The organism is Pseudomonas sp. AK106, from assembly GCF_053903055.1.
This window is the reverse complement of record NZ_CP096426.1, coordinates 5182057-5206885: the sequence shown is the minus strand read 5'-3', so window position 1 is coordinate 5206885 and position 24829 is coordinate 5182057. Positions and strand designations below refer to the sequence as shown.

Genomic DNA, 24829 nt, shown 5'->3' with positions numbered 1-24829 from the left:
GCCGGCAGGCCGGTGGCTGATGCGGGTGCGAACCGGGCAAGCGGATCAGATCCGGAAGCGACTCACCAGCCCTTGCAGATGGCTGCCCAGTCGCGCCAGCTCGACGCTCGACGCGGCGGTTTCCTCGCTGGCGGCGGAGGTCTGTTCCGACACGTCGCGCACGTTGAGCACGCTGCGGTTGATCTCTTCGGCCGTAGCGCTTTGCTCCTCGGCCGCGGCGGCGATCTGCTGGTTCATGGATTGAATCGCAGACACGGTCCGGGTGATGTTTTCCAGTGAGGTGCCGGCGCGGCGGGTCAGTTCGACGCTGCTGACCGTCAGTTCGCGGCTGTTGTCCATGATTGTCGCGACTTGTCGGGTGCCGTTCTGCAAGCCGGAAATCAGCTCTTCGATCTCTTCCGTGGACTTTTGCGTGCGTTGCGCGAGGCTGCGCACTTCGTCTGCGACCACAGCGAATCCGCGACCGGCCTCACCCGCCCGCGCGGCCTCAATGGCCGCGTTCAGGGCAAGGAGGTTGGTTTGTTGCGCAACGGACTTGATCACGTCGAGGACGCTGCCGATCTTGTCGCTCTCGCGCTTGAGTTCAGCCATGGCCTCGGTGGAGTGACCGACTTCGGTGGCGAGAAGCTCGATCTGCGCGATGGCCTCGTTGACGACCTTGTCGCCCTCACGCGCCTGGAGGTCAGCGGCTACGGCGGCCTCGGACGCTTCTTCGGCGTTACGCGCCACTTCCTGCACCGTGGCGGTCATCTCGTGCATCGCCGTCGCTACCTGATCGGTCTCGACCTTCTGGCTGTTGACCCCGGCACTGGTCTGCTCAGTGACCGCCGACAGCTCTTCGGCAGCGCTGGCGATCTGGGTCACGCCTTCGCCGATGCCGCCGATCAATTGGCGCAGCTCCACCGTCATGCGCTGGATGCTGCCCTGCAACTGGCCAAGCTCGTCGCGCCGGTCGACGCTCAAGTTGTGGGTCAGATCACCGGACGCCACGCGCTCGACTGCAACAAGCGTCTGCCCCAGCGGCACCGTGATTTGGCGGGTGATGACCCAGGCGGCGAAAACACCGAGGATCAGGGCCACTATCGTGGCAATGCCAAGGGTCGATTGGGCCTGGCGGGTGTCTGCCTCGCGTTTGGCGTTTTGCGAAATGTTCAGTTGTTCGCTGGCGTCCAGCAGCTGTTGCCCCAGCTCGGTCATCTTGGCGAGGGCCTGAACGCTGACCAGTTGCGCTTCACGGTATTGGCCGACAGCGTCGCGATAGCCTTTGAGCGCCAGGTTGGCCTTTTGCAGCTGCGGGATGTACTGGGAGGAAACGTCGCCGGCCAGCGTGTTGACCCCGACGATGGCTTCGTCGATGGCGGCGGTGGCGTTCTTTTCGAAATCCGGTTTGCCACTGAAGGTGTAACCGCGCACCTGGAAGCGGGCCTGCTGGATCTGTTTGCTGACATCCACCGCGCTGTTGAATTGCAGGATGTTGTCGTGCTGCAGCAACGCCTGTTCGATCTTGTTGACGGTATCGACAGCGGCGTCGGCGGACGCGCCCAAGTTGGTTCGGCTGGCTTCGCGGGTCTGGATCGCTTTGGTCATGTCGCCAAAGGCACGGCGGTATTCGCTGGCGGCCTGAGCCTGAGCGTCCATCAGTTTGAGATCGCCGATGCCTTTGACCATGCTCTGGCCGGTTTTCAGGTCAGCGTCGAGCTTGTCCAGCGCGGTCATGACCGCCGTCGCGGCTTCAGCGGTGTATTGAGCTTCATACACCATGCCTGCCGTGCGCAGATCCATCGTCCGCTCACTGATCTGCGAGATCATCCCCAGCTTGTCGCCACGCTCGATCACCGCCTTCACGCTGGACCAGCCCGTCGCCGTGATAAGTAGCGTCAGCAACAGCACAAGGCCGAAACCGACACCCAGTTTGAGACGGACGCTCATATTTCCAAGGCGTTGGGTAAACCAGCGAGACATGATAATTCCTGCGAATTTTTTTATGGACGCTTGTGCATCGGCTGTCGCGCGGCAAACTGAAGTGCTTGATGAGGACGGGAGGTAGCTCGGGGGGGGGGCAAGGACATCGCCCGCCGTTCTGACACCGCGCGGCGGAGCAGCAGACATGGGCCGTGTGTGGGACTGAGCGTGCTCAGGACGAGGCCGGGACAGTCAGCAACGTTCTCGGGTGACTGAAAGTGAGCCTTCGCGAGCGAGCTCGCTCCCACAGGTTCTATGTCTGTGGGGGAATCGGTGTCGCCATGTTCTAGAACAATCGGGCGAGTAGCGCGGTCACGGCGGTTTCAACGCGCAGGATCCGCGCACCCAACTGGACTGGATTCAGCCCCGAGGCCTGCAGCAAATCAACTTCGTATGGAATCCAGCCGCCTTCGGGGCCGATGGCCAGGGTGACGGGCTGCTCGACCGCGCGTGGGCAGGCGGGGAAATCACCCGGATGGCCGACCAATCCCAGCGTCCCTTCAACCACAGCGGGAAGGCGGTCCTCAACGAACGGCTTGAAGCGCTTCTCGATGACGATCTCAGGCAGCACGCTGTCCCGGGCCTGCTCCAGCCCGAGAATCAACTGCTCGCGAATGGCAGCCGGCTCCAGAAAGGGCGTCTGCCAGAAGCTTTTTTCGACGCGGTAACTGTTGACCAGGATGACTCGGGGGACACCCATCGTCGCCACGGTCTGAAACACCCGACGCAGCATTTTTGGGCGCGGCAGGGCGAGGATCAGCGTCAAGGGGAGTTTGGCGGGCGGCGCGTGCTCGAAGCTCACCGAAAGCTCGGCTTCCCGAGCTTCCAGACGCAGCAATTGTGCACTGCCCAGCAAGCCGTTCACTCGACCGACCCGCAGGCTGTCGCCGACTTCGCTGCGATGCACTTCCTGCATGTGCTTGAGGCGCCGATCACGCAGCACGACCCGATCCGCCGCGATGAAGTCGGCGTCCTCAAGCAACAGCAGGTTCACGGCTGGGTCGCTGGCGGTTGGCTCTGTTCGTCTTCGGCTTTTTCGTCGTCTTCATGATCGCCGCGCTTGGTGATCATTGAACTGCACAGCACGCCGATTTCAAACAGCAGCCACATCGGCACAGCCAGAAGGGTCTGGGAAAAGATGTCCGGCGGGGTGAGGATCATGCCGACCACGAAGCAGCCAATCACCACGTACGGGCGAATCTTCTTCAGGTATTTGACGTCGACGATGCCGATCCACACCAGCAGTACAACCGCCACCGGAATCTCGAACGCGACCCCGAATGCCAGGAACAGCGTCATCACGAAGTCCAGGTAACTGGCGATGTCCGTCATCATCGACACGCCTTCCGGCGTGACGCTGGCGAAGAAGTGGAAGATCAGCGGGAAGACCAGGAAGTAGGCAAACGCCATCCCGGCGTAGAACAGGATGATGCTGGAGATCAGCAGCGGCACTGCCACGCGCTTTTCGTGCTTGTACAAACCTGGCGCAATGAAGCCCCAGATCTGATACAGAATCACCGGCATCGCCAGAAACAGCGCCACCATCATCGTCAGCTTGAACGGCGTGATGAACGGCGAGGCCACATCGGTCGCGATCATCGTGGCGCCGTCAGGCAGAAACTTGCGCAGCGGGGCTGAAACGAAGGTGTAGATCTTCTGGGTGAAGTAGAACAGCGCGCCGAAGATCACGAAGATCGCCAGCACGCAGCGCAGCAGGCGAGAGCGCAGTTCTGTCAGGTGCGAGACCAGCGGCATTTGCTGGTCGTTTTCCGGGATTTCGCTCATGGGGCTCGTGGTGGCAGTGACGAATCGTTGGCAGAAGGCGCACTTTGCACCGCGGTCGCATGGGTGATGACCGGCGCAGGTGCGGGTGCAGAATCCGGCCCGACAGGCGAAGGTGCAGGCGCAGCAGGCTCGACATGAACGGGCGGCGGCGTAACCGACGCGCTTTCCGCCGGAGCGGCCGGGCCAATGTCGGCGCTCTGGGCCGGTGAGGCCGCACCCATGACCGGCGCTGTAGAGGCCGGAGCCGGTGGAATCGGCGTCTCGGCAGCGGGTTCAGCCGGTGCCGGTGTCGCGGGGGCTACAGGCGCTGCAGGCGGTTGCTGTGGCTGCATGATCTTGCGAGCTTCCTCTTCCAGCGAAAGGATATGCTCGTTGTGCAGCTGACGCCGAATCTCGTCAGCGCCGATTTCGCGCTCAACTTCCTGTTTGATCGCATTGAAGCTGCGTTTCAGGCGGCCGATCCAGAGCCCGGCCGTCCGTGCTGCGCCCGGCAGACGCTCGGGCCCCAGGACCAGCAGGGCAACGAGGCCGACCAGCAGCAGTTCAGAAAAGCTGATACCAAACATGCGTCACGACCTAGTCTTTGCGGAGGGGGTCTTCGACTCGTTGCGCCTGAGCGTCGATGGTGTGCGGCTGGTGCAGCGGCTGAGTCGGAGGGACAGGCTGCGCGGTGGGCTGTGGCTGAACCGGCGGCTGCACGGTTGGCTCTTCCGGATGTTTGTCGTCGTCATTCATGGCCTTGCGAAAGCCCTTGATCGACTCACCCACGTCAGTCCCCAGGTTCTTGAGTTTCTTGGTGCCGAAGACCAGCACGACAACCACAAGAATGACGATCCAGTGTTTCCAGTCAAAAATGCCCATAACGCGTTCCTCACAAGAAATTTCGGGCCGCAGCCCCTGTGTTTATTCCGCCGAGCGAGATGCTTTCTCGGCGTGGCCGGACAGGCCGAAACGGCGGTCCAGCTCATCGAGCACGGCTTGCGGGTGTTGGCCCAACTGGGCAAGCATCACCATGCTGTGGAACCACAAGTCGGCGGTTTCGTAGACGACATCACTGCAGTCACCGCTGATGGCAGCGTCCTTGGCAGCGATTATGGTTTCGACCGACTCTTCGCCGACCTTCTCCAGAATCTTGTTCAGTCCCTTGTGATACAGGCTGGCGACGTATGACGAGTCGGCAGCCGCGCCCTTGCGTGATTCGAGCACCTCGGCAAGGCGTGACAAGGTATCAGTCATGTTCAGTGTCCTGCTTGGTAAATGGCTTCCGGGTCTTTGAGTACCGGGTCCACGGTCTTCCAGCCGGCATCATCGTAGACGCGGTAGAAGCAGCTCTCGCGGCCGGTATGGCAAGCGATGCCGCCGATTTGCTCGACCATCAGGATAATGACGTCGGCATCGCAGTCCAGACGCAGCTCATGAAGCTTCTGCACGTGGCCCGATTCTTCGCCCTTTCGCCACAACTTGCCACGCGAACGTGACCAATAGATAGCGCGCTGTTCGCTGGCAGTCAGGCTCAAGGCTTCACGGCTCATCCACGCCATCATCAGCACGCGACCGGTCTTGTGGTCCTGTGCGATGGCGGGCACCAGGCCGTCCTTGTCCCACTTAATCTCGTCCAGCCAGTCTTTCATCATCGGCTCCGGCCGTTCCAGGGGAGGGTTAGTGTGCCAGCGGCTTGCGCCGATGGCTATCGGCGAACGACCAGATAGACGCCTGCCGCCAGCATCAGCAAGGCAGGCCAGGCACTCAGGGTGTTCAGCGCTGCGCCGGTCTGGGTATGGGTGATTGCCAGCAGCACGCCGCCGGCCAGCAGGCCCGCGCCGAGCAGCCGAAGGGCCCAATGATCGCCATCGCGCCGGTAGGGCGGGGGCGGATCGTGGCGATGGGGCTGCGACAGGCGCTCGAGCAAATCCCGGGTCATGTTGGCCAGATGCGGAATCTGTTCAACCTGGGACTGCAGGTTGCCCAGCAGGGTTTTCGGGCTGACGCGCTCGCGCATCCAGCGTTCGAGGAACGGCTGCGCAGTCGCCCAGAGATCCAGCTCCGGGTACAGCTGACGGCCGAGGCCTTCGATATTGAGGAGCGTCTTTTGCAGCAGCACCAGTTGCGGCTGCACTTCCATGTTGAAGCGGCGAGCGGTCTGGAACAGGCGCATCAGTACCTGGCCAAAGGAAATGTCTTTCAGGGGCTTCTCGAATATCGGTTCGCACACCGTACGGATGGCCGCTTCGAATTCATTCAGCTTGGTCTCGGCCGGCACCCAGCCCGAGTCAATGTGCAGCTGAGCCACACGGCGGTAGTCGCGCTTGAAGAAGGCAAACAGGTTGCGCGCCAGGTAGTCCTGATCCTCAGGGGTCAGACTGCCCACAATTCCGCAGTCGATGGCGATGTACTGGGGATCCCACGGCGTGACCGTGCTGACGAAAATATTGCCGGGGTGCATGTCGGCGTGGAAAAAGCTGTCACGAAAAACCTGGGTGAAGAACAGCTCGACGCCGCGCTCCGCCAGCTTCTTCATGTCGGTGCGCTGATCGGCGAGGGTCGCCAGATCGGTCACTTGCACGCCGTAAATGCGCTCCATGACCAACACCTTCGGCCGGCACCAGTCCCAGTAGACCTGCGGCACGTAGAGCATGGGCGAGCCCTCGAAGTTGCGGCGCAGCTGGCTGGAGTTGGCCGCCTCGCGCAGCAGGTCGAGCTCGTCGTAGATGGTTTTTTCGTAATCGGCGACCACGTCCACCGGGTGCAGCAGGCGGGCGTCTGCGGAGACCCGCTCGGCAATCTTTGCCAGTATGAACAGCCACGCAAGATCGGAACCGATGATCGGCTTCAAGCCTGGCCGTACGACCTTTACCACCACTTCCTCGCCAGTCTTCAGGCGCGCGGCGTGGACTTGAGCGACAGAAGCAGAGGCGAGCGGGGCCACATCGAAACGGCTGAACACTTCGCTGATCTTCGCGCCCAGCTGCGACTCGATCAGCGCCACGGCTTTGGCGGAGTCGAACGGCGGCACGCGGTCCTGCAGCATCATCAGCTCGTCGGCGACGTCTTCGGGCAGCAGATCCCGGCGGGTGGACAGCAACTGCCCGAACTTGATGAAAATCGGCCCCAGGTCCTGCAACGCCAGTCGCAGACGGGCACCACGGCTCAGTTCGTTCTTGCGCCGCGGCAACCAGCGCCATGGCAGCACGAAGCGCACAGCCAGCAGCCACCACGGCAAGGGCAGGGCGAACAACAGGTCATCGAGGCGGTAACGGATTACGACACGCTGGATGCGAAACAGGCGGCGGACGGCAAGCAGGCTCATGCGTTATCGCTGGATGTGAGGGAGTGGGCCAGACGCTCGAAGCGGGCTTCGAGGCGTTCCAGGTCTTGTTTGGTCTGATCCAGTTCGGCGAAGCGGGCTTCGGCCTCGCGTTTGCCGACCAGCGTGCGGGATTCTTCGGCCAGGTATTCGGCCAGGTTGTGGCTGAGGCTGGCCGCGCTGTCGCGGGTCCAGCGCGCGCTGTTGCGCAGGTGCCCGCCGATCAGGGGCGCCGCGACAGGGCCGAGCCAGCGTTGCAGCTCGTACTCCCAATCGAGGTCCAGGTCCTGCAGCACGCCCACCAGCTCAAGCAGCACGGCGCTTTCGCCCTCCAGCTCGACTTCCGGGCTGTGCAGCACGGCATTTTTGTCTTTGCTCATCGCCAGGCGCATCAGGTTCGCAGCGGGCGCGCGTAGGGTCACATCAGCACCGCCTTCCCAGTTCGCCGCCAGCATCAAGCCGTCGTCGCCGGGCAGCACGTGCAGATGAAACGTCGGGCTGGTGCACTCGATCGCGATGACCTTGCCGCTTAGGCGGTCAAGGCGCGGCAAGGCGGTGCTGTCCATGCGCAGCACGCGGTTGATGCCGTGTTCGGCACTGGCGAGCAAGCCGTTGATCAGCATCAGGGTTTGATGCCCCGGTGGAGCGCGACGATGCCGGAGGTCATGTTGTGGTAGGTCACTCGGTCGAAACCGGCCTGGACCATCATTGACTTCAGGGTTTCCTGATCAGGGTGCATGCGGATCGACTCTGCCAGATAGCGGTAGCTTTCAGAATCGTTGGTGATCAGCTTGCCGGCCAGCGGCATGAAAGCGAACGAGTAGGCGTCGTAGATCTTGGACATGACTTTGCTGGTGGGCTTGGAGAATTCCAGTACCAGCAAACGACCACCCGGCTTGAGCACGCGCAGCATGGAGCGGATGGCGTCTTCCTTGTGCGTCACGTTGCGCAGGCCGAAAGCGATGGTCACGCAGTCGAAGTGGTTGTCAGGGAACGGCAGCTTTTCAGCGTCGGCCTGGACGAACTTGATGTTGCCGGCCACCCCGCGATCCAGCAGGCGGTCACGACCGACCTTGAGCATCGATGCGTTGATGTCAGCCAGTACGACCTCACCGGTCGGGCCGACAAGATGGGAGAACTTCTTCGCCAGATCACCGGTGCCGCCTGCGATGTCGAGCACGCGGTTGCCGCTGCGAACGCCGGACAGTTCGATGGTGAAGCGCTTCCAGAGGCGATGCATGCCGCCGGACAGTACGTCGTTCATCAGGTCATATTTGGCCGCGACGGAGTGAAATACCTCGGCGACTTTCTCGGCCTTCTGGCTTTCCGGTACGTTTTTGTAACCGAAGTGGGTGATGGGTTCGGCATCGCTGCCTTTGCGCGGATCATTCATATCGCTGTCACCGGAATAAAGTGGCGCCATTCTAATCGTCGGGGCTGGCTTTGTCTTGACAAGGCGCACGGCCAACAGTTTCTTCGCTTCGGGCCGCTGGTATAGTGCGTCGACGATTTAAGCCGAAGCAGGAGCCCGTCAGTGGCCAGAATTACCGTGGAACGCCAGCACACGCTGGGAAAGGAAAAGGCCCGCGAGAAGGCTGAGATCATGCTGCAGAAACTGTCCGACAAGTACGGCATCGAGCACGAGTGGACAGGCGACACCGTGGCCCTGGAAGGCAAGGGCGCCAAGGGCACTGTCGCGGTCGAAGATGAATGGGTGCGGGTGAACATCGATCTCAACTTCTTCCTCTCCGCCATGAGCGGTTCGATTCAGTCGGAAGTTGAACGGCAGCTGGACAAGGTGCTGACCGCCTGACGTCTGGAGCGACGGCTAGAGCATCAGCTTGATGACTTGCTCGGAAGGGTCGCGGGATTTGCCGGCGGCCTTGAGCTCGGCCAGGTACTCCTCCCACAGTTGCGCCTGGCGTTGCGCCAGTTGCTCCAGGTATTCCCAAGTAAACAAACCGCTGTCATGACCGTCGTCAAAGGTCAGCTTCAGCGCGTACTGGCCAGCGGGTTCCACTTTGGTAAGCCCGACGCCCAGCTTGCCGAACTGCAAAATCGGGTTGCCATGGCCCTGCACCTCCGCCGAAGGCGAGTGCACACGCAGAAATTCCGCCGGCAGGCGGTATTCCTCGTCCGGCCCATATTTCAGGCTGAGGACTTTCGATGCTTTGTGCAGCTGGACAGCGGTGGGCATGCGGGTCATAGAGGTAATCTCAGCTACAAGCTACAAGCTACAAGCTACAAGCTACAAGCTACAAGCTACAAGCTCCAAGCTCCAAGCGAAGCAGATTCGTGCAGCCAGTGAAATCTGCTTGCCGCTTGAAGCTAACCGCTTGCAGCTGCTTTAAAGGATATAACGCGACAGATCTTCGTCTTCCGCCAGCTCACCCAAGTGGCTGTTCACGTACTCAGCGTCGATCTGAATCGTCCCGCCATCCTGCGCACCCGCCAGATCACCGGCACTGAAGGAAACCTCTTCCAGCAACCGCTCAAGCAGCGTATGCAAGCGACGCGCACCGATGTTCTCGGTCTTCTCGTTGACCTGCCAGGCGATCTCGGCCAGACGCTTGATGCCATCCGGCAGGAACGCAATGTTCAGGCCTTCGGTCTTCAACAGCTCGCGGTATTGCTCGGTCAGCGAGGCGTGGGGTTCGGTCAGGATGCGTTCGAAATCCTGCGGGCTCAGCGCTTTGAGCTCGACGCGAATCGGCAGACGACCCTGCAGTTCAGGCACCAGATCGCTCGGCTTGCTCAGGTGGAACGCGCCGGACGCGATGAACAGGATGTGATCGGTCTTGACCATGCCCAGCTTGGTGTTGACGGTGCAGCCTTCGATCAGCGGCAGCAGGTCGCGCTGAACGCCTTCGCGTGAAACATCGGCGCCGCCGACATTGCCGCGTTTGGCCACTTTGTCGATCTCGTCGATGAACACAATGCCGTGCTGCTCGACCGCTTCCAGCGCTTGCACTTTCAGCTCTTCGTCGTTGACCAGACGGCCCGCTTCTTCATCGCGAACCATCTTCATCGCGTCTTTGACTTTCAGCTTGCGGCTTTTCTTCTTGCCCTTGCCCATGTTGGCAAACAGGCTCTGCAGCTGGTTGGTCATCTCTTCCATGCCCGGCGGCGCGGAAATATCGACGCCGCCCATTTCCGCGACCTCGATCTCGATTTCCTTGTCGTCCAGCTGACCTTCGCGCAGGCGCTTGCGAAACAACTGACGGGTGTTGGAATCACTGCCCGATGTCGCGTCTTCGTTGAAGCCCGCGCGCGCCGGTGGCAGCAGGGCGTCGAGAATGCGCTCTTCGGCGGCGTCTTCAGCGCGGTGGCGGACCTTGGTGATCTCCTGTTCACGCAGCAGCTTCATCGCCGCGTCAGCCAGATCACGGATGATCGACTCGACATCGCGACCCACGTAGCCGACTTCGGTGAACTTGGTCGCTTCGACTTTGATGAAAGGCGCGTTGGCGAGCTTGGCCAGACGACGGGCGATCTCGGTTTTACCGACGCCGGTCGGGCCGATCATCAGAATGTTCTTGGGGGTGACTTCGACGCGCAGCTCTTCAGGCAGCTGCATCCGGCGCCAGCGGTTACGCAGGGCGATGGCGACGGCGCGCTTGGCATCGTCCTGGCCGATGATATGGCGATTGAGTTCGTGGACGATTTCACGGGGAGTCATGGACATGGTTTTCAACGGTCCTCGGCAGAGTGCAAGTCGGGCAGGCCGCGATGAACGGCGGCCATTACCTCAGGCTTACTCGGCGAGGTCCTGCTCCTCAATGGTGATGTTGTGGTTAGTGAAGACGCAGATGTCGCCGGCAATGTGCAAGGCGGTTTCGGCGATTTCACGGGCAGAGAGTTCGGTCTTCAGCAGCAGCGCGCGGGCCGCGGCCTGGGCAAAGGCACCGCCGGAACCCATGGCGATCAGGCCATCTTCGGGCTCAACCACGTCGCCGTTACCGGTAATGATCAGCGAGGCGTCTTTGTTGGCAACGGCCAGCATGGCTTCAAGGCGACTCAGGGAACGGTCGGTACGCCATTCTTTCGCCAGCTCCACGGCGGCGCGAATGAGGTGACCCTGGTGCTTTTCCAGTTGGGCTTCGAAGCGCTCGAACAGGGTGAAGGCGTCGGCGGTGGCGCCTGCGAAACCGGCGATGACCTGGCCGTGGTAAAGGCGCCGGACTTTCTTGGCGTTGCCTTTCATGACGGTATTGCCCAGGGAAACCTGGCCGTCACCGGCCATGACGACTTTGCCTTGGCGGCGCACTGAAACGATGGTGGTCAAGGGGAGAGTCTCCACGCTGCGGGGCGAAAATGCCCTGATGGAAACTCATATGGGGGTGGGGGCGGGTATTTCAACCGTTGAGTGGGTTGAGGGATGAATGGCGGTGCGTCAGGTTGCTTCAAGTTTGTGTAGGAGTGAGCTTGCTCGCGATTGCGGTGAATCAGGCACCCATTATGTTGGATGTGCCAATGTCATCGCGAGCAAGCTCACTCCTACAACTGATCGTGCCCGCGTGGAGCGGGACCGATCGTTGGTCCTGCGGTGGGCGACAGTGCCCTAGCGAGCCTGGCGCTGTTGCAGGAGCAGGTTGCTGAAGCCGCCGCCCGCCAGTTGCTTCTGCGCGATGGTCAGCTGTTCGCGGTTGCTGAACGGGCCGACCAGCACGCGGTACCAGGTTTCATCCTTCACCGTGCCCGACTCCACGGTCGAGGTTTGCCCCAGCAGAATAATCTGCGCGCGCACTTTTTCGGCGTCGGCCTGTTTGCGGAACGAGCCCGCTTGCAGGAAGAACGTCGTCACGGCCGCCGGCTTGGCCACCGGAGGCGCTGGCGGTGGCGTCAGACCGCTGAGTGCCGCCTGGGCACGAGCCGTATCGATCTTCGCGGCCACTTCAGGCGTGACCGGCGTGCTTGGCGCAACGACCGGTGGCGTCTTCTCTGGCACCGCTTCATTCGGCACGATGACTTCCGACTCAGGCAACAGCGTGTAGAAGTCGTACTTCGGCTTCACGGGCGCGGTCGGGCTGGGCGGCGTCTTGTTCGCTTCGGCGATCTTCGCGGCCTTGGCTTCAGCCTTGACGCGCTTGATATCGTCGCCACTGCCGGGTTCGAGCTTCATCAGAAAAACAACGAAAGCGCCGACGGTCAGGCCGATCGCCATCCACACCCAACCCGGAATCGGCGTCTTTGCGGGTGCCTGATACCGGCTGGCGCCGCGCTTGGGAGCAGGTTTCTTTTTAACGGCCAACTTACATACGCTCCAGAGTGTCCAGACCCAGCAACTGCAGGCCTTGCTTGAGGGTGCGACCGGTCAGGGCGGCGAGGCGCAGACGGCTTTGCTGTTGTTCAGGGCTTTCTGCCGCCAGGATCGGGCAGTTCTCGTAGAAACTGGAGAACAGGCCGGCGAGGTCGTACACATAGGCGCAGAGCACATGGGGCGTGCCCTTGTCGGCGACGGTGTTGACGGTCTCGCCGAACTGCGCCAGACGCGCGGCCAGGTCTTGCTCCTGAGGTGCGTCCAGGATGATTTGGCCCTGGCTCGCGTCGAAGGTTTCGCCCTTTTCTTCCAGCTTGCGGAATACGCCGGCCACACGGGTGTAGGCGTACAGCAGGTAAGGCGCGGTGTTGCCTTCGAAGCTGAGCATCTGGTCGAAGTTGAAGCTGTAGTCGCTGGCGCGATGCTTGGACAGGTCGGCGTATTTCACCGCGCTGATGCCCACAGCCTTGGCGATCGAGCGCAACTCGTCTTCGGCCACGTCCGGGTTTTTCTCTTTCACCAGCGTGTAGGCGCGCTCTTCGGCTTCGTCGAGCAGGTCGACCAGCTTGACCGTGCCGCCGTCGCGGGTCTTGAACGGACGGCCATCGGCGCCATTCATGGTGCCGAAGCCCATGTGCTCCATCTGCATGCCGTTGGTGACGAAGCCTGCGCGGCGCGCCACTTCGAAGACCTGCTGGAAGTGCAGGGCCTGACGCTGATCGACGAAATACAGCGCGCGATCGGCTTTCAGCACGTTGCTGCGGTAGCGAATGGCGGCGAGGTCGGTGGTGGCATACAGATAACCGCCACCGGCCTTTTGCACGATCACCGGCAGCGGCGTGCCTTCAGCGGTTTTGAATTCTTCAAGAAACACACATTGCGCGCCGTTGCTTTCGACCAGCAGGCCGGCTTTCTTCAGGTCAGCGACGACATTGGCGAGGTCGTCGTTGTAGGCGCTTTCGCCCATGACGTCCTTCGGCGTGAGTTTGACGTTCAGACGTTCGTACACTTCCTGGCAGTGAGACAGGGAGATGTCTTTGAAGCGCGTCCACAGGCTCAGGCACTCGGCGTCGCCTGCTTGCAGCTTGACCACCAGCCCACGAGCGCGCTCGGCGAATTCTTCCGACTCGTCAAAACGGCCCTTGGCGGCGCGGTAGAAGTTTTCGAGGTCAGCCAGCTCGTCGCTGGTCGCCGGGGTTTCCTGCAAATAGGCCAGCAGCATGCCGAACTGGGTGCCCCAGTCGCCCACGTGGTTCTGACGGATCACGGTGTCGCCAAGGAACTCAAGAACGCTGGCCACGCCGTCGCCAATGATGGTCGAGCGCAAGTGGCCGACGTGCATCTCTTTGGCCAGGTTCGGCGCGGACAGGTCGACCACAACGCGTTGAGCAGGGCCGTTCTTGCGCACGGACAGGGTCGCGTCGGCCAGCGCTTCGTCGAGGCGCGAAGCCAGGGCCTGGGTGTTCTGGAAAAAATTGAGGAAGCCGGGGCCGGCGATGTCGACCTGGGTGATCTGCTCGTCGGCGGGCAGCGCGGCGACGATTTTCTCGGCCAGATCGCGAGGTTTCAAGCCGGCAGGCTTGGCCAGCATCATGGCGATATTGCTGGCGAAGTCGCCGTTTTTCTTGTCCTTGGCGTTCTCCACCTGAATCGCCGGCGTCAGCCCTTCCGGCAAGACGCCATCGGTGACGAGTTGGCTCAGAGCCTGTTGAATCAGCTGGCGGATGGTGTCTTTCATGGTGCTCTCTTTCGACCGCAAGCGCGGCCGCGCCTGGATGCGCGGGTGGAAAAACTGGGCATTATCCGTGGCCGGAGCCGCCTTGCCAACCGCGCTGGATGCGCGGTCAATCGATGCGAATCAATAAAGGTCCACCGGGTCCACGTCCAGCGACCATCTGACCTGGCGCCCGCTCGGCATGTTTTCCAGCGTCAGCAGCCAGGTCGCGAGCAGCTTGTGCAGTGGCGCGCGGGCGTTGGCCTGGACCAGCAACTGAGCGCGATAGCGTCCGGCGCGTCGTTCCATCGGTGCCGGAACCGGACCCAGCAGCTCGATGCCGCCCAGCGCCATGTCCTTCAATAACCGCTCGGCTTCGGTGCAGGCTTCGTCAAGAAACCCTTCGGCCTGACCCGGCTTGTGCGCTTCTGCGCGCAACAGCGCCAGGTGTGAAAACGGCGGCAGCCCGGCGGCGCGACGTTCGCTCAGCGCCTGCTCGGCAAAGGCGAAATAACCCTGCTCGGTGAGTTGAATCAATAAAGGATGGTCGGCCAGGTGGGTCTGGATGATCACCTTGCCCGGCTCTTCGGCGCGCCCCGCCCTGCCTGCGACCTGCACAATCAATTGCGCCATGCGCTCGCTGGCGCGGAAGTCACCGGAGAACAGCCCGCCATCGGCGTCGAGAATCGACACCAGCGTCACACGCGGGAAGTGATGCCCTTTGGCGAGCATCTGGGTGCCCACCAGAATGCACGGCTGGCCTTTCTGGATGGTCGCAAACAGCTGATTCATTGCGTCCTTGCGCGAAGTGCTGTCGCGATCGACGCGCAACACCGGGTAGTCGGGGAACAGAATCGCCAGCCGCTCCTCGGCACGTTCGGTCCCTGCACCCACCGGGCGCAGATCAACCTTGCCGCATGCCGGGCAATTGCGTGGGACGCGCTCGACATGGCCGCAGTGGTGACACCGCAGCTCGCCCGAGCGCTGGTGAACGGTCATGCGCGCGTCGCAGCGGGGGCATTCCGACAACCAGCCACAGTCGTGACACAGCAGAGTAGGGGCAAACCCGCGGCGATTGAGGAACACCAGCACTTGCTGGCCCGCCGCCAGGGTTTGGGCGATGGCTTGCTGCATGGGGCCCGAGATGCCGCTGTCGAGGGGACGACTTTTCACATCCAGCCGCAGGAAGCGAGGTTGCTGCGCACCGCCTGCGCGCTGATTCAGGCGCAGGAGCGCGTACCGACCGGTGTGGGCGTTGTGCAGGCTTTCGAGCGAAGGCGTCGCCGAGCCGAGCACGATCGGGATGTCCTCCTGATGCGCCCTCACCAGCGCCAGGTCCCGGGCGTGATAGCGCAGGCCTTCCTGCTGTTTATAGGAGCCGTCGTGCTCCTCGTCGATGATGATCAGCCCTGGGTTTTTCATGGGGGTGAACAGCGCCGAACGGGTGCCGATGATGATGTCGGCTTCGCCATCGCGTGCTGCCAGCCAGGCGTCCAGCCGATCGCGATCGTTGACCGCCGAATGCAGCAGCGCGATGCGCGCGTTGAAACGCTGCTCGAAGCGCGCGAGGGTCTGCGGGCCGAGGTTGATCTCCGGAATCAGCACCAGCGCCTGCTTGCCCGCTTCCAGCGTCTCGCGGATGAGCTGCAGATAAACCTCGGTCTTGCCACTGCCGGTGACCCCCGCCAGCAGTGAAGCGTGGAAACTGCCGAAACCCGAACGGATGGCCTCATAGGCCGCCCGTTGCTCGGTGTTGAGCGGCAGTTCCGGCTGCGCCAGCCAGTGCTCGTGCCGCTCGACCGGGCCATGACCGCGCACCTCGACGGTTACCAGTCCTTTGGCGAGCAGCAAGTTCAGGCTGTCCCGGTTGAGCATCAGCTTGCTCAGCAACTGATGAGCCACGCCGTGGGGATGCTGGGCCAGGGTGCGCAGCGCTTCCTTTTGTTTCGGCGCCCGGGCGATGCGCGGGTCATCGACACTGGCGTCCGGGGCTGCGTGCCAGAACCGCTCCTGCCGCGCTTCCGCAGGTTCCCCCTGGCGCAGCAACACCGGCAACGCCCAGCTGAACGTGTCGCCCAGGCTGTGCTGGTAATACTGGGCCGTCCACAGGCACAGCTTGAATAATGCAGGCGGCAGCGGCGCTTCGGCATCCAGCACGGCAATGGCCGGCTTGAGCTTGTCGGCCGGCACGTCGCTGTGATCGACGACTTCCACCAGCACGCCGATCATTTCCCGACGGCCGAACGGCACGCGCAGGCGCATCCCTGGCTGCAAGGTACTGCGCGCCACACCTGCGGGGGCAAGGTAGTCGAACAGGCGACGCAGCGGCGAGGGCAGGGCGAGGCGCAAGATGGCGTCGGGCACGCGGGGGATATCCTGTTACGGAGTATGACGAAGGGCGCGATCTTAGCAGACGACCGGCGTGAACGTTCCCTTGCGTGATTGGCGTTGTCTGTTAATATGCGCGGCCTAATTCCGTGCGGTATTCAACAATAGTGTTGGGTGGCGGCACGATAGCCTGAGGAAATACCCATGAAAGCTGATATCCATCCAGTTTACGAAGCCATTGACGCAACCTGCAGCTGCGGCAATGTCATCAAAACCCGTTCCACACTGGCCAAGCCTCTGAGCCTGGACGTGTGCAACGAGTGCCACCCGTTCTACACCGGCAAGCAAAAAACTCTGGACGTCGGCGGTCGTGTCGACAAGTTCAAGTCGCGTTTCGGTGCGTTCGGTCCTACCAAAGCTCCTGCTGCTGCAGAGTAAGGTTGGCCGTTCTGGAGTCGCCGATGCGTTTCTCCAGGCTGCTTAAAAAGGCGTCCCTCGCGGGCGCCTTTTTTATGTCTGCGATTTGGCTTTCGTCGGCCCAGGCCTTGTGCCCTGCGCCGCCGTCTCTGCCTGTGCTTCAGGTGCAGCGAGTGGTCGATGGCGACACGGTTCGCCTGAGCGATGGTCGCAGCGTTCGCATGATTGGCCTGAATACACCAGAAACCGGCAAAAAGGGCCAGTCCGCCCAGCCGTTTGCCGAAGCGGCCAAGCGTCGTTTGCAGGCATTGGTGGATGCCAGTGACGGGCAGGTCAGGCTACGTGTCGGTGAAGAGCCGACCGATCACTACGGACGCACCCTCGCCAACGTCTATGGCCGCGATGGCGCCAATCTCGAGGCGCAACTGCTGGCGGAAGGCCTAGGCTATCTCGTCGCAGTCTCCCCTAACGTTGCACTGGTGAGGTGCCAGCAGGCCGCAGAGACGTCAGCACGCCAGGCCGGACGGGGTCTGTGGCGCAACTCGCCGGTTCAGCCGGTCGAGCAGATCAGCACGGGCGGGTTTGCGCTGGTCAGTGGGCGCGTGACCAGCGTGCAGCGCAATGGCGGCGGTCTGTGGATCGAATTCGGCGATGCGCTGGTGCTGCGCATTGCGCCCAGGCTGCTCGGCCAGTTCGACACTGCCGCGCTGCAGCGGTTGAAAGGTCAGCGAATCGAAGCCCGTGGCTGGGTGGTCGATCGTTCGCGTCGGGGCAGCCTTAAATCAGGTCAGCCTCGCTGGATGATGCCAATCACTCATCCTGCAATGTTGGATACAGTCAGTAAATAAATTGTGGACAGTTTTGGTCAGAATTGTCGTCGCTGGAGGCCTTGTGTTCTGCGTCTCTACGCTGAAAGTCGTAGATGCGGCCTCTTGACACAGGTGACCCGCCAGTCTTGTTAGGACTTTGTGACTTGCGTATGCTCGGCGGTCCGTCTGTCCAACAGCAAAAAAGCGGAATGCCCCCATGTCAGATTTGAAAACTGCCGCTCTCGAATACCACGCTCATCCCCGTCCCGGGAAACTCAGCGTAGAGCTCACCAAAGCCACTGCAACCGCTCGCGATCTGTCGCTGGCCTACAGCCCGGGTGTGGCTGAGCCGGTCCGCGAAATCGGTCGCGATCCGGAACTTGCCTACAAGTACACCGGCAAAGGCAACCTGGTAGCGGTGATCTCTGATGGCACCGCGATTCTGGGTCTGGGTAACCTCGGGCCTCTCGCCTCCAAGCCGGTCATGGAAGGCAAGGGTGTGCTGTTCAAGCGCTTTGCCGGTATCGACGTGTTCGATATCGAAGTCGATTCGGAAAGCCCGCAGGCCTTCATCGACACCGTGCGACGCATCTCCATCACCTTCGGCGGCATCAACCTGGAAGACATCAAGGCACCTGAGTGCTTCGAAATCGAAAAGGCGCTGATCGAGCAATGCGACATTCCGGTTTTCCACGATGACCAGCACGGCACCGCGATCGTTACCGCCGCCGGCATGATCAACGCGCTGGAAATCGCTGGCAAAACCCTGGAAACGGCGAAGATCGTCTGCCTGGGCGCTGGCGCTGCGGCCATCTCCTGCATGAAGTTGCTGGTGAGCATGGGCGCGAAGATCGAAAACATTTTCATGATCGACCGTAGCGGCGTGGTTCACGACGGACGTACCGATCTGAACCAGTACAAGGCCCAGTTCGCTCACACCACCGACAAGCGCACGCTGGCCGATGCACTGGAAGGCGCTGACGTGTTCGTCGGTCTGTCCGGTCCGAACCTGCTGAGCGCTGAAGGCCTGAAATCGATGGCGGCCAACCCGATCGTGTTCGCCTGCTCGAACCCGGATCCGGAAATCTCGCCGGAACTGGCTCACGCCACCCGCAACGACGTGATCATGGCGACCGGCCGTTCGGACTACCCGAACCAGGTCAACAACGTGCTGGGCTTCCCGTTCATCTTCCGTGGCGCACTGGACGTTCGCGCCAAGCGCATCAACGAAGAGATGAAGATCGCAGCGGCCAACGCCCTGCGCGAACTGGCCAAGCTGCCGGTGCCTCAGGAAGTCTGCGACGCCTACGGCGGCATCGCCCTGGAATTCGGTCGTGAGTACATCATCCCGAAACCAATGGACGCACGCCTGTTGGGCTTGATCTCTGATGCAGTTGCCAAGGCAGCCATCGAGAGCGGTGTCGCGACCCTGCCGTATCCAAAGCACTACCCGCTGAAGAGCGTGGATGAAGTGTTCAACGGCTGATAGCAGCGCCCATAAAAAACCCAGCCAAGTGCTGGGTTTTTTTATGGGCGTTCGTTTTGCCGTCCGGCGGGGCACAACACCCTTGTTCAGGATACGAAATCCTTGTGGGAGTGAGCTTGCTCACGAATACGGTTGCTTCAGCCGCTGAAGAGGTAGCGGATGTTCCAGCCTTTTCGCGAGCAAGCTCGCTCCCACATGGATGGTGTTGATGCCTGAGGATCAATCTCCTACTGATCTACGCCCCACTAGAAAAGATCGATCGGCGCCGATTCGTCCGCTGGCAGCGGGCTGCCTGGGGGTGGGCTGCCGCCGAGTTCGTTCACACTAGGCGGCGTGTCTTCGCTCTTGAACAGCTCGAAGAACGCACCCGGCGTGCTCGGCGTCGCAGAGCGGCCACTGACCGGATCGATGCGCAGGCTAAGGATGCCGTCCGGTTCTGCCTGAACGTGTGGCGGCTTGTCCTTCAGCGCGGCGCTCATGTACTTCATCCAGATCGGCAGCGCGACCGTGCCGCCGAACTCATGACGACCGAGGCTTTCAGGCTGATCGAAACCGGTCCAGACCGTGGTCACGTAGTCAGCGTTGTATCCCGTGAACCACGCATCTTTCGATTCGTTGGTGGTACCGGTTTTGCCTGCGATGTCCGGACGGTTCATGGCCAGGGCGCGGCGACCGGTGCCGCGCTTGATCACGTCCTGCAGCATGCTGTTGAGGATGTAAACCGTACGACCGTCAACAATCCGCTCTGCGACCACCGGGGCCGGCGCTGCGCCCGAAGTATCCAGTGCGTTCGGCACAACGTTGGCAGTCAGCGGTGGCGTGTCTGGCGCTGCATAGGTCGATGCGCTGCTGATGGCCGCTTCGCTGACCGCTTTCGGATTCGGGTCATTGGCGGGCACCGTCGGCGGGTTGGCGACGAACAGGGTTTTGCCTTCACGGTCCTCAATCTTCTGGATGAGGTACGGGCTGATCTTGTAGCCGCCGTTGGCAAACGCACTCCAGCCGCCGACGATTTCCATCGGCGTCAGGGTGGCTGTGCCCAGGGCCAGGGAAAGGTTGGGCGGCAAGTCCTGTTTGTTGAAGCCAAAGCGCGTGATGTAGTTGATGGCCGTGTTCACGCCCAGGCTTTGCAGCAGGCGGATCGACACGAGGTTACGCGACTTGTACAACGCCTCGCGCAGCCGAATCGGACCGAGGAAGGTGCCCGTGTCGTTCTTCGGGCGCCAGACCTTGTCGATGGTTTCGTCGACGAACACGATCGGCGCGTCGTTGACTAGGCTGGCGGCGGTGTAGCCGTTATCCAGCGCTGCCGAGTACAGGAACGGTTTGAAGCTGGAGCCCGGCTGACGCTTGGCCTGCATTGCCCGGTTGTAGTTGCTCTGCTCGAACGCGAAACCGCCGACCAGCGCGCGAATCGCGCCGTTCTGCGGATCCAGCGAAACCAGCGCGCTCTGCGCCACCGGAAGCTGGCTGAACTTGAGCGAGTTGTCCGGCTGACGCTGCAAACGCACCAGATCGCCGACATGGGCCACATCGCCAGGCTGCTTGGGATTGGCACCAACGCTGTTGGTGTTCAGGAACGCCTTGGCCCACTTCATGCTGTCCCAGGCGACGGTTTCTTCGTTCTCGCCGCTGCGGGTCAGTACGCGAATGCCGGTCTTGTCGACCTGGGTGACGATGGCCGGCTCCAGACCGCTGATCGGACGCTGTTTGCTCAGTTCCTGCACCCAGCCCTCGCGGGTCAGGCTGGGGAATCGGCTCTCAGGCCCGCGATAGCCATGGCGCTGGTCGTATTCGATCAGGCCGTCCTGCACCGCCTTGTTGGCGTCTTCCTGCAAGCCGCTCGGCACGGTAGTGGTGACCCGGAATCCTTCTGTGTAGGCTGCGCTGCCATAACGACCCACCATTTCGGCGCGCGCCATTTCAGCGATATACGGCGCGTTCACTTCAGGGCTCTGAACGTGGTAGCTGGCGTTGATCGGCTCGACAAGGGCGGTCTGGTAGGTGTTCTGGTCGATTTTCCCCAGCTTGAACATGCGGCCCAGAATCCAGTCGCGGCGTTCTTTGGCGCGCACCGGGTTGGCCAGTGGGTTGAATCGTGACGGAGCCTTGGGCAGGCCGGCAATCATTGCCATCTGCGCAACGCTCAGGTCGCGGATGGATTTGCCGTAGTACACCTGTGCTGCGGCCTCGATGCCGTAAGCCCGGTTACCCAGATAGATCTTGTTGACGTACAGCTCGAGAATCTCGTCCTTGGTAAGTTGGCGCTCGATTTGCAAGGCCAAGAGAATCTCGGTGGTTTTGCGCGAAAAACTGCGCTCGCTGGTCAGGAAATAGTTTTTCGCGACCTGCATGGTGATGGTCGAGCCGCCGGACTGAATGTGACCGCTCTTGACCAGCTGGCTGGCCGCGCGCATCAGGCTGCTCGGGTCCACGCCGTAGTGGTTCTCGAAGTTATCGTCCTCGGCAGACAGCAGGGCGTGAATGAAATTGGGGGGAATGTCGGCGAAACGGATGGGAGAGCGGCGCATTTCGCCGAACTCTGCAATCAGCTTACCGTCGCTGCTGAACACTCGCAGCGGGATCTGCAGCTGGATATTGCGCAGCGCATCGACCGAGGGCAGGTTCGGGGCCAGGTAGAGGAAGGCGCCGCTCAGGCCGAGCACCAGCCCGCAGACGACCGCGACGATGGACCACCAGACAAACTTCAGCAGGCGTATCAAGGCTTTTGGATTTCCAGAAAAAAGAATGAGTTAGACGCAGGCATTTACAAATGAACACGCCTTGAAGCTTCGCTACACGAAAAAAACGCTGGGCATTATAAGCATTTTTCGTCGTCGAGCGTTATTTGCGCTACTGTCAAGTCAGCCGACAGTGGCACTGGACTAGAAATCATCCGTAAGTGACGGAAACGCATAGGGAATCGGTTGTGTTCGAACTCTTCAGTAAGAAGGCCAACACCCTTCTAGGGATCGATATTAGCTCCACCTCGGTCAAGCTCCTGGAGCTAAGTCGGTCCGGCAACCGTTACAAGGTCGAGTCTTATGCGGTCGAACCGCTGCCGGCCAACGCAGTGGTCGAAAAGAACATCGCGGAGCTCGAAGGTGTCGGCAGTGCTTTGACGCGCCTGCTGGTAAAAGCCAAGAGTAACGTCAAAATCGCGGCGGTTGCCGTTGCAGGTTCGGCTGTTATTACCAAGACCATCGAGATGGACGCAGGCCTTTCCGACGACGAGATGGAAAACCAGCTCAAGATCGAGGCCGACCAGTACATTCCCTATCCGCTGGAAGAAGTCGCCATCGATTTCGAAGTCCAAGGCTACTCGACGCGTAATCCCGAACGCGTCGAAGTATTGCTGGCCGCTTGCCGCAAGGAAAACGTAGAAGTGCGCGAAGCCGCGCTGGCACTGGCCGGGCTGACCGCTCGCGTCGTTGATGTCGAAGCCTATGCCTTGGAGCGCTCGTTCGGTCTGTTGTCTGCGCAACTGGGCCAGGACCACGAGCAGTTGACGGTCGCCGTCATCGACATCGGCGCGACCATGACCACCCTCAGCGTGCTGCACAACGGCCGCATCATTTATACCCGCGAACAATTATTTGGCGGTCGCCAGCTCACCGAAGAAATCCAGCGCCGTTATGGTTTGTCCGTCAGCGAGGCCGGGCTTGCGAAAAAGCAGGGCGGGCTCCCCGACGACTACGTCATGGAAGTCCTGCAGCCGTTCAAAGACGCCGTGGTGCAGCAGGTGTCCCGTTCGCTGCAGTTTTTCTTCGCAGCCGGCCAGTACAACCGCGTTGATTACATCATGCTGGCCGGCGGCACCGCCTCTATTTCCGGTCTTGATCGGCTGATCCAGGAACGCCTGGGCACGCCAACGCTGGTGGCAAACCCCTTTGCTGACATGGCGCTGAGCGTCAAGGTCAACGCCGGCGCGCTCGCCAGCGATGCGCCTGCACTGATGATCGCGTGCGGTCTGGCCCTGAGGAGCTTCGACTGATGGCACGGATCAACTTACTTCCCTGGCGTGAGCAGCAGCGCGAGGAGCGCAAGAAGCGCTTCATTCTGGCGCTGGCCGGTGTGCTGGTGCTGGGCATCGGCGCCATTCTTTTGGCTGATCAATATTTGAGCAGTGCCATCGCCCATCAGAACGCCCGCAATCAATTCGTCAGGACCGAAATCGTCCAGCTCGACGCGCGCATCAAAGAGATCAGTGAGCTCAAGGCGCGTCGCAAACAATTGCTGGAGCGGATGAAGATTATTCAGGACCTGCAGGGCAACCGGCCGATCATCGGGCGCATCTTCGATCAGATGGCTCGTACCCTCCCCGATGGCGTCTATTTCAACGACGTGAAGATGACCGGCCAGATGATCAGCATTTCCGGCGCTGCCGAATCCAATAACCGGGTGTCGGACCTGCTGCGGAATCTGGATGCCTCTGACTGGCTGGAGTCGCCGAGTCTGACCGAGGTCAAGGCGAACACTGCGGCGGGTGGCGTGGATCAGACCAACACCTTTCAGTTGACGGTGCGCCAGACGCAGCCAGCCGTTGAGGGGGTCAAGCCATGAGCATGAATGATTGGCTCGATAGCCTCAAAAAGATCGACCTTAACGACCTGGACATCAATAACCTGGGTTCATGGCCTGCTGCGGTCAAGACCATTGCCGGCGCGCTGTTGCTGGCGCTGGTGCTGGCCGGTGGGTACTTCTTCTATATCCAGGACATGCAGACTCAGCTCGATCAGGCCCGTGGCGAAGAGACGGCGCTGAAAGAGCAGTTCGCGACCAAGGCCTACCAGGCTGCCAACCTCGCGGCCTACAAGAGCCAGATGGTGGAGATGGAAAACACCTTCGGCGCCTTGCTGCGGCAGTTGCCGAGCGATACTGAAGTCCCCGGCCTGCTTGAAGACATCACCCGCACCGGTCTGGGCAGCGGCCTGGAATTCGAGGAGATCAAGCTGCTCCCTGAAGAGGCTCAGCAGTTTTATATTGAATTGCCGATCCAGATTACCGTGACAGGCAGTTATCACGACCTCGCGACCTTCGCCAGTGGCGTCGCCAGCCTGCCACGAATCGTGACGCTGCATGACTTCGAGATCAAACCGCTGGACGCCAAGACCCCCGGAAAGCTGCGCATGAGCATCCTTGCCAAGACCTACCGGTATAACGACAAAGGTCTTCAGAACGTTGACACGAAAGGGCCAGCGAAATGAGCGCGATGCGTTGGTTGTGCGTCGGCGTCACGCTGATGGGGCTGGCGGGTTGCGACAGCTCGAACGAATTTGACGATCTCAAGCAGTTCATGGCCGAGGTGCGCGCACGGCCGGTGGGCACCATCGAGCCGATGCCCAAGTTCCGGCCGTATGAGGCCTTTACCTATGCGGCGGCGAGTTTGCGCAGTCCGTTTCAGCCGCCGATCAAGATCGATCTGGTTAACCGTCCGAAGGGCTCGCACCTGGTGCAGCCTGATCCGACGCGGGTGAAGCAGTTCCTCGAAGGCTTCAACATCGACTCCTTCGAAATGGTCGGCACGTTGAGCAATGAAACCGGCACGTTCGCGCTGCTTCGCGGAGCGGGGGGCGTGCATCGGGTGAAAGTGGGCGATTACCTGGGGCGTAACGATGGCCGGATCACGGCGATCACCGACTCGGCGGTGCAAGTGATGGAAATCGTTCCGGATGGAGAGGGCGCGTGGCTTGAGCGACCGCTCAGTATTTCCCTCAAGGAACGCTCATGAAGACGGCAAGCAAGCGAAGCACCTTCGGATCTG

Annotated in this window: 26 protein-coding genes and 1 pseudogene; 9 read left to right on the top strand and 18 right to left on the bottom strand. The window is 61.4% G+C overall.

Going from position 1 to position 24829, the window contains the following annotated elements:
* Positions 1-45: 45 nt before the first annotated feature.
* The 11 genes and pseudogenes from M1E04_RS22800 to ubiE form a co-directional block, all read right to left on the bottom strand.
* A complete protein-coding gene (locus M1E04_RS22800; protein WP_455914053.1) occupies positions 46-750 on the bottom strand; it encodes a methyl-accepting chemotaxis protein in 705 nt (234 codons plus the stop codon).
* Between the two features lie 198 nt (positions 751-948).
* Positions 949-1809: pseudogene (locus M1E04_RS22795) on the bottom strand (methyl-accepting chemotaxis protein); the annotation flags it as partial.
* Positions 1810-2248: 439 nt separating this feature from the next.
* Positions 2249-2956, bottom strand: coding sequence for a 16S rRNA (uracil(1498)-N(3))-methyltransferase (locus M1E04_RS22790; RefSeq protein WP_456292086.1), 708 nt, complete (start codon positions 2954-2956; stop codon positions 2249-2251).
* Positions 2953-3747 carry a twin-arginine translocase subunit TatC gene (tatC, locus tag M1E04_RS22785; protein WP_065986665.1) on the bottom strand — a complete coding sequence of 265 codons (795 nt, stop codon included), beginning with the start codon at positions 3745-3747 and terminating at the stop codon, positions 2953-2955. Before tatC ends, M1E04_RS22790 begins: the two co-directional genes overlap by 4 nt.
* Complete coding sequence (gene tatB, locus M1E04_RS22780) at positions 3744-4313, bottom strand: Sec-independent protein translocase protein TatB (protein WP_410928139.1); 570 nt, start codon at positions 4311-4313, stop codon at positions 3744-3746. The genes tatC and tatB overlap by 4 nt, the downstream gene beginning before the upstream one ends.
* A 10-nt stretch (positions 4314-4323) precedes the next feature.
* On the bottom strand, positions 4324-4608 hold the full coding sequence (locus tag M1E04_RS22775; RefSeq protein ID WP_065986662.1) for a twin-arginine translocase TatA/TatE family subunit: 285 nt from the start codon (positions 4606-4608) through the stop codon (positions 4324-4326).
* 42 nt (positions 4609-4650) lie between these two features.
* Positions 4651-4983, bottom strand: coding sequence for a phosphoribosyl-ATP diphosphatase (locus tag M1E04_RS22770; protein WP_065986654.1), 333 nt, complete (start codon positions 4981-4983; stop codon positions 4651-4653).
* Positions 4984-4985: 2 nt separating this feature from the next.
* Positions 4986-5378 carry a phosphoribosyl-AMP cyclohydrolase gene (gene hisI / locus M1E04_RS22765; protein ID WP_456292085.1) on the bottom strand — a complete coding sequence of 131 codons (393 nt, stop codon included), beginning with the start codon at positions 5376-5378 and terminating at the stop codon, positions 4986-4988.
* Positions 5379-5434: 56 nt separating this feature from the next.
* Positions 5435-7054 carry a ubiquinone biosynthesis regulatory protein kinase UbiB gene (gene ubiB, locus M1E04_RS22760; RefSeq protein ID WP_192130899.1) on the bottom strand — a complete coding sequence of 540 codons (1620 nt, stop codon included), beginning with the start codon at positions 7052-7054 and terminating at the stop codon, positions 5435-5437.
* On the bottom strand, positions 7051-7674 hold the full coding sequence (locus M1E04_RS22755; RefSeq protein WP_456292084.1) for a ubiquinone biosynthesis accessory factor UbiJ: 624 nt from the start codon (positions 7672-7674) through the stop codon (positions 7051-7053). Before M1E04_RS22755 ends, ubiB begins: the two co-directional genes overlap by 4 nt.
* On the bottom strand, positions 7674-8444 hold the full coding sequence (ubiE, locus tag M1E04_RS22750) for a bifunctional demethylmenaquinone methyltransferase/2-methoxy-6-polyprenyl-1,4-benzoquinol methylase UbiE (protein ID WP_065986646.1): 771 nt from the start codon (positions 8442-8444) through the stop codon (positions 7674-7676). The genes M1E04_RS22755 and ubiE overlap by 1 nt, the downstream gene beginning before the upstream one ends.
* Before the next feature lie 141 nt (positions 8445-8585).
* Between ubiE and M1E04_RS22745 the strand changes: the two genes are divergently transcribed.
* Positions 8586-8864: a polyhydroxyalkanoic acid system family protein gene (locus M1E04_RS22745; protein WP_065986644.1), complete on the top strand. Its 279-nt coding sequence runs from the start codon at positions 8586-8588 to the stop codon at positions 8862-8864.
* Positions 8865-8879: 15 nt separating this feature from the next.
* Here the strand turns inward: M1E04_RS22745 and M1E04_RS22740 are convergent, their stop codons facing one another.
* The 5 genes from M1E04_RS22740 to argS form a co-directional block, all read right to left on the bottom strand.
* Positions 8880-9257 carry a gamma-butyrobetaine hydroxylase-like domain-containing protein gene (locus M1E04_RS22740; RefSeq protein WP_192130901.1) on the bottom strand — a complete coding sequence of 126 codons (378 nt, stop codon included), beginning with the start codon at positions 9255-9257 and terminating at the stop codon, positions 8880-8882.
* A gap of 141 nt (positions 9258-9398) precedes the next feature.
* Positions 9399-10736: an HslU--HslV peptidase ATPase subunit gene (hslU, locus tag M1E04_RS22735; RefSeq protein ID WP_065986640.1), complete on the bottom strand. Its 1338-nt coding sequence runs from the start codon at positions 10734-10736 to the stop codon at positions 9399-9401.
* A 69-nt stretch (positions 10737-10805) separates the two neighbouring features.
* Positions 10806-11336, bottom strand: coding sequence for an ATP-dependent protease subunit HslV (gene hslV, locus M1E04_RS22730; RefSeq protein ID WP_065986638.1), 531 nt, complete (start codon positions 11334-11336; stop codon positions 10806-10808).
* Between the two features lie 276 nt (positions 11337-11612).
* Complete coding sequence (locus M1E04_RS22725) at positions 11613-12302, bottom strand: SPOR domain-containing protein (RefSeq protein WP_065986637.1); 690 nt, start codon at positions 12300-12302, stop codon at positions 11613-11615.
* 1 nt (position 12303) lies between these two features.
* Positions 12304-14049, bottom strand: coding sequence for an arginine--tRNA ligase (gene argS / locus M1E04_RS22720; protein WP_296310018.1), 1746 nt, complete (start codon positions 14047-14049; stop codon positions 12304-12306).
* On the opposite strand from argS, the gene M1E04_RS22715 reads away from it, so the two are divergent.
* Positions 14048-14176: a hypothetical protein gene (locus M1E04_RS22715; protein WP_274605108.1), complete on the top strand. Its 129-nt coding sequence runs from the start codon at positions 14048-14050 to the stop codon at positions 14174-14176. The two genes, argS and M1E04_RS22715, sit on opposite strands and share 2 nt — an antisense overlap.
* Here M1E04_RS22715 and M1E04_RS22710 read toward each other — a convergent pair.
* Positions 14170-16389, bottom strand: coding sequence for a primosomal protein N' (locus M1E04_RS22710; RefSeq protein ID WP_296310013.1), 2220 nt, complete (start codon positions 16387-16389; stop codon positions 14170-14172). The genes M1E04_RS22715 and M1E04_RS22710 overlap by 7 nt on opposite strands.
* Before the next feature lie 168 nt (positions 16390-16557).
* Here M1E04_RS22710 and rpmE point away from each other — a divergent pair, with 168 nt between their 5' ends.
* From rpmE to M1E04_RS22695, 3 genes are all read left to right on the top strand, one after another.
* A complete protein-coding gene (gene rpmE, locus M1E04_RS22705; protein ID WP_065986634.1) occupies positions 16558-16791 on the top strand; it encodes a 50S ribosomal protein L31 in 234 nt (77 codons plus the stop codon).
* A gap of 23 nt (positions 16792-16814) precedes the next feature.
* Positions 16815-17618, top strand: coding sequence for a thermonuclease family protein (locus M1E04_RS22700; protein ID WP_456292083.1), 804 nt, complete (start codon positions 16815-16817; stop codon positions 17616-17618).
* A gap of 178 nt (positions 17619-17796) precedes the next feature.
* Positions 17797-19065: a malic enzyme-like NAD(P)-binding protein gene (locus M1E04_RS22695; protein ID WP_065986631.1), complete on the top strand. Its 1269-nt coding sequence runs from the start codon at positions 17797-17799 to the stop codon at positions 19063-19065.
* A gap of 245 nt (positions 19066-19310) precedes the next feature.
* Here the strand turns inward: M1E04_RS22695 and M1E04_RS22690 are convergent, their stop codons facing one another.
* The gene (locus tag M1E04_RS22690) at positions 19311-21785 is read right to left on the bottom strand and encodes a penicillin-binding protein 1A (protein WP_456293229.1); all 2475 of its coding nucleotides are present in this window, start codon (positions 21783-21785) and stop codon (positions 19311-19313) included.
* Positions 21786-21994: 209 nt separating this feature from the next.
* On the opposite strand from M1E04_RS22690, the gene M1E04_RS22685 reads away from it, so the two are divergent.
* Genes M1E04_RS22685 through M1E04_RS22670 form a run of 4 tightly spaced genes read left to right on the top strand, consistent with a single transcriptional unit; the run spans position 21995 to position 24796 of the window.
* On the top strand, positions 21995-23059 hold the full coding sequence (locus tag M1E04_RS22685; protein WP_065986628.1) for a pilus assembly protein PilM: 1065 nt from the start codon (positions 21995-21997) through the stop codon (positions 23057-23059).
* Entirely contained in the window at positions 23059-23628 is a 570-nt protein-coding gene (locus tag M1E04_RS22680) for a PilN domain-containing protein (RefSeq protein ID WP_192130910.1), read from the top strand. The genes M1E04_RS22685 and M1E04_RS22680 overlap by 1 nt, the downstream gene beginning before the upstream one ends.
* Positions 23625-24272, top strand: a complete 648-nt coding sequence (gene pilO / locus M1E04_RS22675; protein ID WP_296314724.1) for a type 4a pilus biogenesis protein PilO — start codon at positions 23625-23627, stop codon at positions 24270-24272. Before M1E04_RS22680 ends, pilO begins: the two co-directional genes overlap by 4 nt.
* The gene (locus M1E04_RS22670; RefSeq protein ID WP_296314721.1) at positions 24269-24796 is read left to right on the top strand and encodes a pilus assembly protein PilP; all 528 of its coding nucleotides are present in this window, start codon (positions 24269-24271) and stop codon (positions 24794-24796) included. The genes pilO and M1E04_RS22670 overlap by 4 nt, the downstream gene beginning before the upstream one ends.
* The last annotated feature ends 33 nt before the right edge of the window (positions 24797-24829 follow it).